We start from the raw sequence: 11,822 nt of genomic DNA, 5'->3' as shown, positions 1-11,822 counted from the left end.
TACTGCCAGATTGTAAATAACCATTTACATAATTATTATTATAATTTTTTGTCAATAATTGACAGATTCAATGTATGTGATAAAAATATTTCCTGCTTTCTGGAATAAATCTGTACTATCGTTCATTCCATATGGGTAGGTCTCCTGTTTTACCGGATCATACAGCCAGGTGTTATATTCATCATATCCTACGATTACAACACTTGTACCATTTCCAGTCTTCGCGATCACCGGTCTCTGTGCACTGACTTCATATAAAACGCTGTCCAGACTGCAGCCGGAAAGATCCGTCACAGTTCCGGTGCCTTTTAATGCCTTTTTCAATTCATCTGTATCCAGGGTTCCCTGAAGGATGCTATCAGGAATATCTGCTGTATCAAGCTGTATCTTCGTTTTTTTATTGCCTCGCTCCCACACATACTGCTGGGCACGGTTCAGCACGACGCCGCCCTGATCATCTGCACGCAGCACTGCTTTCGCAGGGTCTGTATAGGTGCTGTCCAGACCACCTTTGGCATATACATAGTAAACTGCTTCCTGGGGGATCTGGGTATCCAGACTGATGTTCTTCTCTGATACATTGCTGATTTTTGAATACATAGCAAGAGGTGTATCCGTCTGCGCATTCTCACTTAATGCCAGCCGTACCCTCACTCCTGTCCTGGATGCAGAAATCAGTTCAACTTTCGCTGTGTTTACTGCGGAATTCTTGTTGTTCATGATGGTATCTTTTTTCCGTGCCTGATAGGTATCTCCTGATTTGGAAGAAAGTTCAAATTCGATCAGCGTGCTTCCCACGGAAATATCTGTAATATACAGGCTCTCCTGATGATATTCCTTTTTTATATCTCCCTGGAAATCCTCGATGCGGAGTGTATGGATTCCCTCTTTGGTATGTCCGTCCGAATCTGTAAGGATATCCGATTTCTGCAGGATTCCATAGATCAGATCCTGATTCATATATCCAACGACACGCAGTCTCTCACCTTTGGCATGTTCAATGGTTCTGATTTCTTTTGTATCCATCTGGATCTCATGAATACAGCCTTTATCATCTCCCTGGGTTACCAGCCATGCTGCATAATCACCATTTTCGGAAGCTGTGAAATTCGCATTTTTGATCCCGTCTTCCAGAACCTCATAGGTATTATTTTCAATATTTACACAGTACAGCTTCTGGGCCAGCAGCAGGAAAAGTTCATTATTCTCATTGACATAGGATAATTTGCTCAGGTCGCGCTTCAGGAATTCAAAGGACTCTGATATAGGAATAAATGCACGTTCTTCCACTACATTCTTATCATTATTATAATGATAAACACCGATTCCCTCATATCCCTCATGAGCACCCCGGTTCATATAGCCATAAAGAACGAAATCAATGTCTCCGTCCTCATTTACTCTGATGATCTTAATATCATGCTGGTTTCTGGAATCACGGAAATCTCCGTTCTCAGATTTACGGAAGCTGAAAACCCTGTTTACCTTTCCATCACCCGGTGCATAAGACCACAGATCTCCCTGCTGCACAAATGCAACAATGTCTGCCTTCTCACTTACCATATATTCCACATCTTTATTCCGGACTCCCAGCACGATACCGTCATCTGAAAATACGGAAAGTGAAGCATCAAAAATCTGGTTGGCAGAACGCTGGAAGTCAAGGAGATAGATCCTGGAATCCATATAACGCATTCTGTAAAACTCTGTCACATCATAAACTTCTGTATTCTCATTGTCATCCTGGGAAGTAAGCTGATAATCAATGGAAATACTTGCTGTGGTTTCATTGATATCTTTGATGATCGGGATCCCTTCTTTATATAACTGCGGCTCCAGGGTTCCCCAACTGACTTCTGACAGAGTGGAGTTGATGTTGATATTGGAATAATTGGTGCCTGCTCCGTTGTTTTCCGGTTCCAGATAGGCAGCCAGTCCATCTGCTGCATTTTTGTCCAGACAGGACTCGTAGAAACTTTTTACAAAGGCTGCATACTCACCGGCATGAACCTGGGATCTGTAAACGATCCTGGTATAGTAATAGACGGTCTTCCCTTCTGTATCCAGAGAAATCTGCATGGAATATTCCTGATTCACTCTCAGGTCACTTCCGATCTCCACACTTACCTTCAGGTTTTCTCCGTTCTGCTCGAATGCTTTGATCTTCTTATTCTCCAGAACCTTGCTCCCATCAGAAGTACGGATCTCATAGGAAAAACCTGTCACCTCTGATGCATAGGGATTGACTACGAAAGTGAGCTGTTTCGTAGTATCCAGCGGAGTGACACTGTCTCTGGTAAAATCTGCCTGCATGGCTGTGGCATATCCGTACATTCTGTTTACCAGCGTTCCATCCATGTCTATCATTACTTCAGGAAAAGTGGCATCATTCAGTTCAGATCTGTCATCTGTGGATACGCTGTTAAGAAGCAGGGCAGTTCCTGCTACTCCCACTACAAAAACACAAACAAGGATCAGTATCTTCAACAGGGCTTTCTTTATGCGTTTCATACCTGTCCCCCTTCTGTTCGATCAGGGTACAAAAGCCTATCCAGGGAAGGGTGTATGTTCAGCTCGCTCATCATGAGATCAGTTTTCTCTTTCGGGCATTCCCTGCCGGTTTTTACGGCGCGGATGAGCAGATTCTTCGGGGTATGTTCCATGTCAATAAATTCAAGGATCTGTGTTTCATATCCTTTGCTTTCCAGAAGATTGGCACGAACTGCATCTGTGATCAGTGCGGACATTCTCTCTTTCAGGATTCCGTAGCGCAGTACCGGCTCAAGCATCTCATTCCTGATCTGCTTGTTTACTTCATGCTGGCAACACGGAACAGAGAGGATTACCCTGGCTCCCCATTCTACAGCCTTCGCAAGTGCGAAATCTGTAGCTGTATCACACGCATGCAGGGTTACCACCATATCTACCGAAGATACCCCTTCATATTCTGCAATGTCCCCCTGATAGAAATGCAGTTTGTCATATCCGTATTTCTCAGCCAGGAAATTACATTTATGAATCACATCAGTCTTCAGGTCAAGTCCTATGATATTCACATCATAATTCTTAAGTTCTCTCAGATAATAATACATGGCAAATGTGAGATAACTCTTGCCGCATCCGAAATCCAGAATTGTGATCTCTTTCTCACGGGAAAATGCCGGAAGTATATCTTCCACAAATTCCAGGAAACGATTGATCTGGCGGAATTTGTCATATCGGGAAGTAATGATCTTCCCCTTTTCATTCATAACTCCCAGATCTATGAGAAATGGAACCGGTACGCCTTCCTTCAGAATATATTGTTTCACACGGTTATGTGCCTGGATCTGCACCGGTTCCCTAGTCTCATGGTGCTTTTCCTTTATGGTCATTCTGCCTTTTTTACTCACAAGAACTACTCCGTCCAGCATTCTTCCCTGTGTCTGAAACTGGCTGAAGCGCCCTGTGATCTCTGTTTCCAGGTACCCGATCAGCTGCTGTCTGTCGTAATTTTTGTGGAACACTTTCGGTCCCTCTGTGGCAGATGCCTGATAGCAGATGCTGCCCTTGAGCATTACCGGACGGATCTTCACCTTGGATGGACCGCTGCCGGTTTTGTTACCGCTCAGAACTCCCTGGATCAGGTTTTCATTTATCTGTTCTTCTAAATATTCTTTTAAATTTTTCATTCTATCTCTATCTGTTAAGTTTCTGGTGCGTTCTTTTATATTTTACACAATGCTTTCCGTTTATCTGTATTGCTGTGTTCACCCTCTGATGCAGGTCTGATATTTCAGAAATATCTTCTGCATCTGTGTCTGCGGCACCGTCTTCTGGAAATCTCCTGAAGCAGAAGTACCTGCACCAGTTCATCCAGAAAGCTACCGTCCATGGACTGTACTTTCAGCTCGGGTTCCGCCCTCTGGCGGATCTTCCTGCACAGATGGTAAAACATATATTTATCAGGATACTCATCATACAGACGGCTGCCTTCATAATCCAGCAGATCACACTCTTCCTCGACCTGCTCCTGGATCCTGCGTACAGTTTCTGGATAATAGGATTTCATTAATTCGAATTCCTCTTCCTGCATCCGTTCCCCTTGATACAGCAACGGACTTGCATATGCTTCATAAAACGGAAAATACTTATCAAAATACATATCCGGATCCTGCTTTTCTTACAATCATCTGTTTCAGTATATGCCCGGATATGCCCGATGGTTCCTGCCTTACAGTGCCTGGATCATTCCCACTGTCAGCTTCACGCTGTGCTCGATGGCTGCCATTTCGAATTCTGCATAATCCATATTCGCACTTCCGTCTGCTTTATCAGAGATCGCACGTACTACCAGGAATGGGATTCCATTCAGATATGCTGCCTGACCGATGGCTGCACCTTCCATCTCTACTGCAAATCCGCCGAATTCGGAGATGATCTTTGCTTTTACATCATTATCAGAGATAAACTGGTCTCCGGAGCAGATTCTTCCTTCGAATACACTGATCTCAGGGTTTACTTCCCCGCATACTTTCGCTGCCAGTTTACGGAGTTTCTCATCTGCCGGGAAAGAAAATTCCTCCATCTGCGGGATCTGGCCCTTTTTGTAACCGAAACCTGTGGCATCCATATCATGATGAAGTACATCTGTGGAAAGTACAATATCTCCGATGTTCACGTCGTTGTTCAGGCTTCCTGCGATTCCTGTGTTGATCACGGCTTCCACATGATAAACGTCTGTAAGGATCTGTGTGCACATTCCTGCATTTACTTTACCGATCCCGGAACGTACTACTACTACTTTCTTTCCTTCCAGAGTTCCCTCATAGAAATCCATGGATGCTTTTGTTGTGATAGTTACATGCTGCATTTTCTCTTTAATTCTGGCTACTTCCTGTTCCATAGCTCCGATAATTCCGATACATTTCATATTAAAACACCTCTTCTTTGTAAAATCTTTTTGCGTAGTTATCTGTTTGTGAGCAGACTCCCAAAAAAGTCTGCTGTTTTTATTATAGCAAATCTTTAATTTATATGGAAACTTTTTTTGTGTTCTGATATAATAGTTTTTGCGAATTACAAATGAATGATATCAGAATTAAAAATATTTTACACCTGTGTACTTTTGGATCCTGATATCATGTTGTTTTTAATAACAGGAGGAATCATACCATGGTATATAAGACAAAAGGAGTCTGTGCCCAGGAGATCCAGTTTGAAATGGATGCAGACCATAAAATTCACAATGTACAGTTTTTCGGCGGATGCAGCGGTAATACCCAGGGAGTGTCAGCACTTGTAGAGGGTATGGATGCAGATGAAGTGATCTCCCGCCTGGAAGGGATCAAATGTGGTTTCAAAAACACTTCATGTCCTGACCAGCTTACAATCGCTATCAAACAGGCATTAAATAAATAATGCACTCTCTTTCATAACAGCAGCCCCTGCGGTGATCTTCACTGCGGGGGCTGCTGTTTAATTTATTCTATATCTTTCCTGTCCCATTTGTCACACAGAGACTGGACATCCCGCGAGAAACGCTCCAGATCTTTGTTCGGGATTCCTTCGTTCTTCTTGATAACAGACAGAAGACGATAGCCAAGAGAAAGAAGCTTCTCGAATGCCCGGGCTGCCCTGGATGCTTTCGGAGATACGGATGCTTTCTGGATCTTAATTCCTTCTGCTTCATAAATGCATACATTCTCTGCCAGATCATAAACCGTACCGCTGAAAGGTGCCATGGTATCATATCCCAGTTCTTCATTCAGACGCTTGGCAAAAATCTCTGTAACTGCGTCATCACCATGAGTGACAAACACTTTCTTCGGTCTGACCTCTGCAAATGCTTTCGCCCAATCCAGAAGTCCGTTTACATCTGCGTGTCCGCTGATTCCAGGCATTCTGTTGATATGTGCAGCTACATGAACCGGCTCGCCAAACAGCTTCACATCTGTGGCACCTTCGATCAGTGCCCTTCCCAGAGTTCCCACTGCCTGATATCCTACAAACAGGATCGTATTTCTCTCGTCCCACAGGTTATGTTTCAGATGATGCTTGATACGTCCGGCGTCACACATTCCGCTGGCTGAAATAATAACTTTGGGCTCTTCATCATAGTTGATGGCTTTGGAATCATCACTGGTAACAGATATCTTCAATCCTGGGAAACTGATGGGGTTAATTCCTTTGTGGATCAGTTCCATAGCCACTTCGTCAAAACAGTCATACTGATGTTCCGAAAATATAGTCGTTGCCTCATTTGCCAGAGGACTGTCTACATAAACCGTAAATCCATCATACCCGTGTACCAGATTATCCGCCTTGATCTGACGGATAAAATACAGCATTTCCTGTGTACGTCCTACTGCGAAAGAAGGAACGATCAGGTTTCCTCCCCTGTCAAATGTTTCCTGAATGATCTGTGCCAGAAGCTTCACATAATCCGGCTTTTCTCCATGGCTTCTGTCGCCGTAGGTGGACTCCATAACTACATAATCCGCACTGTGCAGATACTCCGGATCCTTGATCAGCGGCTGTCCTGTATTTCCGATATCACCGGAGAAGACGATCTTCTCTTCTTTATCCCCTTCGCGGATCGTCAGCTCTATACTTGCAGATCCCAGAAGATGGCCTGCATCAATAAAGCGGACAGAAATTCCCTCTGCAGGAGTGATCACCTTTTCATATGGACAGCTCACGAAATTCCTGATAACGCCCATGGCATCTTCCATGGTATAAGCAGGTACAAATTCCGGTTTGCCCTGACGTTTGCCCTTTCTGTTACGCCACTCAGCCTCGAACATCTGAATATGCGCACTGTCACGAAGCATAATATCACACAAGTGGCAGGTAGCATCTGTCGCATAGATCGGCCCCTGGAAACCTTTCGCATAGATTGCGGGCAGATTGCCTGAATGATCCATATGTGCATGGGTAAGAAGCACAAAGTCAAGTTCTCCGCAGGCTACAGGGATTTCCACGTTTTCATAATAATCCGGTCCCTGTTCCATTCCACAGTCTACCAGGAACTTACGCCCTGCAGCTTCCAGATAATAGCAGGATCCCGTAACCTCATGAGTAGCACCGATAAAAGTAATCTTCATACAAAAACCTCCTTTCGGACTTCTCTTTATCATTGTATTTATTATACAATACAATTGTTATTAATAACAGCTTTTTTCTGATATTTCAAGGGCATTATTGTTCGTTTGTTACTGTTCACACACCACTATCCCGCGAGGTGTTTTGGCATGAATATGCCAAAATACCGAGACATACAAGCCAAAATTCCATTGCCGCAGGCAATCTGGAATGAATTTTGGCTACGTTACTGTGAACGGAGTGAACAGTAACGTTCATTTCGGGCAAGTAATAAAGTAATACATTCTATATTCAAAAAAGCCAGAAACTATCATTTCAGACAGTTCCCGGCTTCTTTCATGCGTCTGCCACATTCGGATATTGGATTTTGCTGATATCTCAATGTACTCTACTGCGGAACAAACACATGGATGTGCAGAATGGTAATGTACATCTGCAAAACACCGGCTGATTCATCCTGCCTGTATCTGTTTTCTTGTGAAGTGACTGTTTCCCGAAAAACAAAATTAACCAAGTCCAAAACCGGTATCTTTTCCACTTGCAGATTTCCACTACATATATAATACGAATCAGCCACTTCCAAAATCACACAAAAAATAAAATTTTTTTAATTTTTTATTTTCCTGCGGATTCCTCTGTTAGTTCTTCTGGTTCTTCTATGGATTTTTCTTTTGCTTCTTCTTTGGTTTCTTCTGAAAGATGATCGTCAGATTCCACATGTTTCTCTATATGAAACATGGCTCTGGAAGCTTCCAGAGCAGAAGTATTATCTGCTGTTATTGTCATTCCCGCCATAAACACGATCAGAAGGCTCACTGCTGCAATACCGGCTCTCTCAAACAATTTCTGTTCTCTGGCAATCTCTTTCTTCCATTCCTGAAATCCCAGAAGCTTACGATCCTCTGTTTCCTCCCGGTATTCACCGCTGGCTTTCAGGGTGGCGATCACACGGTCATATCCTGCGCTGATTTCTTCCTGGGATTCTTCAGGCGGCTCTTCCATGGGGTCTGCCCCTGCTGCTCTCAGTATCCGTGCTTCCATCTCTTCTGCCTCTCTGATGAACTGTTCTTCCAGCAGTTTGTCTGTCTCTTCTTCGCTTCTGTACCTGCTTATTTTATCTCTCATAATCTCCAACTTTCCTTGACAATTCTCCTGTACTGGTTCATATTAAAGATAGAATTTCTGCTCTGAAAGGGCATTTTATTCTATTTTATTTCGAAATGATCAGGAGGATCCTTATGAAACATATCGTACTCACCGGTGGCGGTACCGCCGGTCATGTTACTCCAAATATTGCCTTGATTCCCCGTCTGCAAGAACTGGGATATGAAATTTCCTATATCGGCTCTTATGACGGAATTGAAAAGAAACTTATCGAAGAAATGCACATTCCTTATTACGGCATTTCCTCCGGTAAATTAAGACGTTACTTTGATGTGAAAAATTTCACCGACCCGTTCCGTGTTCTGAAAGGTTTCGGAGAAGCTAAGAAACTGTTGAAACAGTTAAAACCGGATGTTGTCTTCTCCAAGGGTGGATTCGTTACTGTTCCCGTAGTCATCGCAGCTAAAAAATGCAAAATTCCTGCCATCATCCATGAATCTGACATGACACCAGGACTTGCAAACAAACTCTGCATTCCTTCCGCTGCAAAGGTATGCTGTAATTTCCCTGAAACTGTCAGCAGCCTTCCTGCTGATAAAGCTGTCCTTACCGGTACACCAATCCGTCAGGAACTTCTGAGCGGTGATAAAGAAGCAGCCAGAAAATTCTGTGGTTTCACAGACAGCAAGCCCGTACTTATGGTGATCGGAGGCAGTCTGGGCGCAGCTTCCGTCAATGAAAATATCCGCCGCATCCTTCCGAATCTTCTGAAAGAATTCCAGGTGATCCACCTCTGTGGAAAAGGAAAAATGGACGAAAGCCTGAATGGCACAGAAGGCTATGTTCAGTATGAATATATCAAACAGGAACTGGCAGATATGTTTGCACTGGCAGATGTGGTAATTTCCCGTGCAGGCGCCAACGCGATCTGTGAGATCAATGCCCTTAAGAAACCAAATCTTCTTATTCCCCTGTCAGCAAATGCCAGCCGTGGAGACCAGATCTTAAATGCCCGTTCTTTCGAACGTCAGGGCTTCAGCATGGTTCTGGAAGAAGAAGAGATCACAGAAGAAAAGCTTCTGGATTCCATCCGCCAGCTTTATAATAACCGCCAGACCTACATTGATGCAATGTCAGGAAGCAGTCATATGAATTCTATCGAAAAGATCACGGAACTCATCGAGGAATGTGCCGCCAGATAAACATACTGTTCCCTCTGTTCTCAGAGATCTGAATTTCTGTCATATTCTTTCATAAGCCACCGCTTCGTGCGCATGACAATATTGTTCACATTATTGGATGTAGTATGAAATTGTCGTGCCACGGTTTCCGGCGGCATATGGCATAACTTGACTCTGACATAGATTTCGTAGTTTCTCTCATTCCTGCGTCTGAGTTCCCTGAAAATCGCTCCCACAGAATCATGTGCTTCAATTACTTCTATTACTTCATCTACAGTGCTTCTGCTCTGTGCAAGCACTTCTGCCGCTCTCTCAATTTCATCTGAATCTGCATATTCATGTTTCCTGTATCCTTTTTTGTAATAATCCAACGCTGTGCGCTCAGTCGTGGTGAGTATCCATGATTCCATCTTTTTCTCACTGGACGTATCAAATTCCTCTCCCATTTTATACAGTTTTACGAATACGTCATGGCAGACGTCTTCTGCCTCATCTTCATTCTTCAGAATTGCTCTTGCGAGCCGCTTTGAACGGGCACGGTATCTGGCGTAGATGGCTCCAAACTCCGTGTTTTTCATCTTTTGTATAAAGTCTCGGGGTCAGGCAAGCTGTGCCTTTACCTTTGACAGGATCTCCTCTTTATCTTCATCTGTTAATTCACCCGGTTTCCATGTGATGCCTACAGTATCTCCATTGTATCTCGGAATCAGGTGCATATGGAAATGGAATACTGTCTGGCCGGCGCACTCCCCGTTATTCTGCACAATATTGAAACCGTCACATTTCAGCGCTTCTGTCATAGCTGATGCCATCTTCTTCGCCAAAACCATAGCCTTGGCTGCCATGTCATCTGACAGTTCATAAATATTCGCTACATGAGCCTTAGGCAGGATCAGTGCGTGGCCTTTACTTGCAGGTCCCAGGTCCAGGATCACCCTGAAATCTTCATCTTCATAAAGAGTTGCAGCCGGTATTTCTCCATTAGCGATTTTACAGAAAATACAATTATCCATTTTTAATTCCCTCTTTCATTAAATTTTGTTGAATTTATTTTTCTTTCACGCATAATTTCGCATTGCGTATACGGACATTTTACGTCAAAATCCCTCGTCTGTGCAATAATTACAGCGAAACTATACGATTTTTCCACTACGAAACTGATTGATGATCCTGCTGTCTCAGTGGTACACTTTCCCTGAGGTGATACATATGCAGACTGAAAGTACAGCAGAACAATTAAAAAAAGAATTTCAGATGACCTTATCCAAACTTGGACACGAAATACGTAATCCCATCGCCCTGATTGTCAGTGAACTGCAGCTTATGGCGTCCTCTCATCCCGAGATCTGCACCTGGCAGGGCTGGGACAGCCTGACAGATAATCTGGATTACGTCAGGGAGCTTCTGAATCAGATTTCCGACTTCAGCCATGCCGGAACCATTTCCCCAATCCCCACCAATCCCACAGATTTCCTGCGGCAAGTCCTCTCCAGCGAAAAACACACACTGGATTATCTGGGGATCACACTGGAAAGTCATCTGGAAGAGATTTCCTCCCCTGTTTTTATTGACCGGATCAAAATGCGTCAGGCATTACTGAATCTTATCCGTAATTCCTGTGAGGCCATCGATCATCCCAAAGGCAGGATCACCGCCTGTCTCCGTAAAAATGACAATGGAATCTGTATCTCCATCAGTGATAATGGCTGCGGGATGACACAGGATCAGCTTCAGCATGTCTGGACGCCATTTGTTACCTATAAACCGGAAGGAACCGGTCTCGGACTTACAGTTGTTCAGGAGATTGTTCTCGCACATCATGGACACATTACGCTTACAAGCACACCTGGTCAGGGTTCTGCCTTTCATATTTTCCTGGATGATACAGAAGTACTGCCAGTATAAATCCACAGATCAGTCCGCCTACATGGGCTGCATTATCCACGCCTTCACTGGTGAAGCCAAAGTAAAGAGAAAACGCTGCCATGATCAGCACCTGCCTGGTAGAAAGATCTTCTACATGTCCCTTTCCTCTGATCACAGCATAGATCATCGCTCCCATTACAGCAAAGACCGCTCCGGAGGCACCTGCTGACACAGCGAAATCGCCGCTTCTCATCTCCAGAAGAAGACAGAGGATATTGCCGCCCATACCTCCCAGAAGATAGATCAGAAGATAACGGATCCGTCCCACAGTACGTTCCATCCTTCCTCCCAGAACAAAAAGCACCAGCATATTATTTCCCAGATGCTTCGCTCCGAAATGCAGGAACATGCAGGTAAATATCCGAAAATACTCCCCGTCCAGAATGGATGGGGTATAAGCAGCTCCGCATTGCAGCATGTGCAGGGTGTCCCCAGATCCTCCTGTGAATTCTACTACAAGAAAAACCAGCGCATTGACCAGGATCAAAAAGACTGTTACAGGCTCTTTTTTCAGTTCTTCCACATTTA

At 44.0% G+C, this 11,822-nt stretch carries 12 protein-coding genes; 3 read left to right on the top strand and 9 right to left on the bottom strand.

Annotated elements, in window-relative coordinates:
* Window positions 1-51: 51 nt before the first annotated feature.
* From R8695_RS01480 to R8695_RS01465, 4 genes are all read right to left on the bottom strand, one after another.
* Window positions 52-2,511: a hypothetical protein gene (locus tag R8695_RS01480; RefSeq protein ID WP_154780562.1), complete on the bottom strand. Its 2,460-nt coding sequence runs from the start codon at window positions 2,509-2,511 to the stop codon at window positions 52-54.
* Entirely contained in the window at window positions 2,508-3,671 is a 1,164-nt protein-coding gene (locus R8695_RS01475) for a class I SAM-dependent methyltransferase (protein WP_118509766.1), read from the bottom strand. Before R8695_RS01475 ends, R8695_RS01480 begins: the two co-directional genes overlap by 4 nt.
* A gap of 104 nt (window positions 3,672-3,775) precedes the next feature.
* On the bottom strand, window positions 3,776-4,144 hold the full coding sequence (locus R8695_RS01470; RefSeq protein ID WP_118509764.1) for a hypothetical protein: 369 nt from the start codon (window positions 4,142-4,144) through the stop codon (window positions 3,776-3,778).
* A 69-nt stretch (window positions 4,145-4,213) separates the two neighbouring features.
* Window positions 4,214-4,912 (bottom strand): 5'-methylthioadenosine/adenosylhomocysteine nucleosidase, encoded by a 699-nt coding sequence (locus tag R8695_RS01465; RefSeq protein WP_118509762.1) that lies wholly within the window; start codon window positions 4,910-4,912, stop codon window positions 4,214-4,216.
* A 242-nt stretch (window positions 4,913-5,154) separates the two neighbouring features.
* Between R8695_RS01465 and R8695_RS01460 the strand changes: the two genes are divergently transcribed.
* Window positions 5,155-5,400 (top strand): TIGR03905 family TSCPD domain-containing protein, encoded by a 246-nt coding sequence (locus tag R8695_RS01460; protein ID WP_118509760.1) that lies wholly within the window; start codon window positions 5,155-5,157, stop codon window positions 5,398-5,400.
* 62 nt (window positions 5,401-5,462) lie between these two features.
* On the opposite strand, the gene R8695_RS01455 is transcribed toward R8695_RS01460, so the two are convergent.
* Window positions 5,463-7,085: an MBL fold metallo-hydrolase RNA specificity domain-containing protein gene (locus R8695_RS01455; RefSeq protein ID WP_118509758.1), complete on the bottom strand. Its 1,623-nt coding sequence runs from the start codon at window positions 7,083-7,085 to the stop codon at window positions 5,463-5,465.
* 613 nt (window positions 7,086-7,698) lie between these two features.
* Window positions 7,699-8,208, bottom strand: coding sequence for a hypothetical protein (locus R8695_RS01450; protein WP_154780563.1), 510 nt, complete (start codon window positions 8,206-8,208; stop codon window positions 7,699-7,701).
* 113 nt (window positions 8,209-8,321) lie between these two features.
* On the opposite strand from R8695_RS01450, the gene R8695_RS01445 reads away from it, so the two are divergent.
* Window positions 8,322-9,389, top strand: a complete 1,068-nt coding sequence (locus R8695_RS01445) for an undecaprenyldiphospho-muramoylpentapeptide beta-N-acetylglucosaminyltransferase (protein ID WP_154780564.1) — start codon at window positions 8,322-8,324, stop codon at window positions 9,387-9,389.
* Between the two features lie 20 nt (window positions 9,390-9,409).
* Here R8695_RS01445 and R8695_RS01440 read toward each other — a convergent pair whose 3' ends face one another.
* Window positions 9,410-9,946, bottom strand: coding sequence for an RNA polymerase sigma factor (locus R8695_RS01440; protein ID WP_118509752.1), 537 nt, complete (start codon window positions 9,944-9,946; stop codon window positions 9,410-9,412).
* A gap of 21 nt (window positions 9,947-9,967) precedes the next feature.
* The gene (locus R8695_RS01435) at window positions 9,968-10,381 is read right to left on the bottom strand and encodes an HIT family protein (protein WP_154780565.1); all 414 of its coding nucleotides are present in this window, start codon (window positions 10,379-10,381) and stop codon (window positions 9,968-9,970) included.
* A 196-nt stretch (window positions 10,382-10,577) separates the two neighbouring features.
* Here R8695_RS01435 and R8695_RS01430 point away from each other — a divergent pair, with 196 nt between their 5' ends.
* The gene (locus tag R8695_RS01430) at window positions 10,578-11,273 is read left to right on the top strand and encodes a sensor histidine kinase (protein WP_154780566.1); all 696 of its coding nucleotides are present in this window, start codon (window positions 10,578-10,580) and stop codon (window positions 11,271-11,273) included.
* Here the strand turns inward: R8695_RS01430 and R8695_RS01425 are convergent.
* Window positions 11,203-11,808, bottom strand: coding sequence for a rhomboid family intramembrane serine protease (locus R8695_RS01425; RefSeq protein WP_154780611.1), 606 nt, complete (start codon window positions 11,806-11,808; stop codon window positions 11,203-11,205). The two genes, R8695_RS01430 and R8695_RS01425, sit on opposite strands and share 71 nt — an antisense overlap.
* Window positions 11,809-11,822 lie beyond the last annotated feature (14 nt).

It is taken from the genome of Blautia luti (genome assembly GCF_033096465.1).
Classification (GTDB): domain Bacteria; phylum Bacillota; class Clostridia; order Lachnospirales; family Lachnospiraceae; genus Blautia_A; species Blautia_A luti.
Note: the sequence above shows the minus strand (reverse complement) of the source record. Positions and strands in the feature narration are given on the sequence as shown.

What these genes read in the sequence shown, in the direction of transcription:
- R8695_RS01480 (WP_154780562.1), bottom strand. Translation starts at nt 2,511, where the DNA reads ATGAAACGCATAAAGAAAGCCCTGTTGAAGATACTGATCCTTGTTTGT.
- R8695_RS01475 (WP_118509766.1), bottom strand. Translation starts at nt 3,671, where the DNA reads ATGAAAAATTTAAAAGAATATTTAGAAGAACAGATAAATGAAAACCTG.
- R8695_RS01470 (WP_118509764.1), bottom strand. Translation starts at nt 4,144, where the DNA reads ATGTATTTTGATAAGTATTTTCCGTTTTATGAAGCATATGCAAGTCCG.
- R8695_RS01465 (WP_118509762.1), bottom strand. Translation starts at nt 4,912, where the DNA reads ATGAAATGTATCGGAATTATCGGAGCTATGGAACAGGAAGTAGCCAGA.
- R8695_RS01460 (WP_118509760.1), top strand. Translation starts at nt 5,155, where the DNA reads ATGGTATATAAGACAAAAGGAGTCTGTGCCCAGGAGATCCAGTTTGAA.
- R8695_RS01455 (WP_118509758.1), bottom strand. Translation starts at nt 7,085, where the DNA reads ATGAAGATTACTTTTATCGGTGCTACTCATGAGGTTACGGGATCCTGC.
- R8695_RS01450 (WP_154780563.1), bottom strand. Translation starts at nt 8,208, where the DNA reads ATGAGAGATAAAATAAGCAGGTACAGAAGCGAAGAAGAGACAGACAAA.
- R8695_RS01445 (WP_154780564.1), top strand. Translation starts at nt 8,322, where the DNA reads ATGAAACATATCGTACTCACCGGTGGCGGTACCGCCGGTCATGTTACT.
- R8695_RS01440 (WP_118509752.1), bottom strand. Translation starts at nt 9,946, where the DNA reads ATGAAAAACACGGAGTTTGGAGCCATCTACGCCAGATACCGTGCCCGT.
- R8695_RS01435 (WP_154780565.1), bottom strand. Translation starts at nt 10,381, where the DNA reads ATGGATAATTGTATTTTCTGTAAAATCGCTAATGGAGAAATACCGGCT.
- R8695_RS01430 (WP_154780566.1), top strand. Translation starts at nt 10,578, where the DNA reads ATGCAGACTGAAAGTACAGCAGAACAATTAAAAAAAGAATTTCAGATG.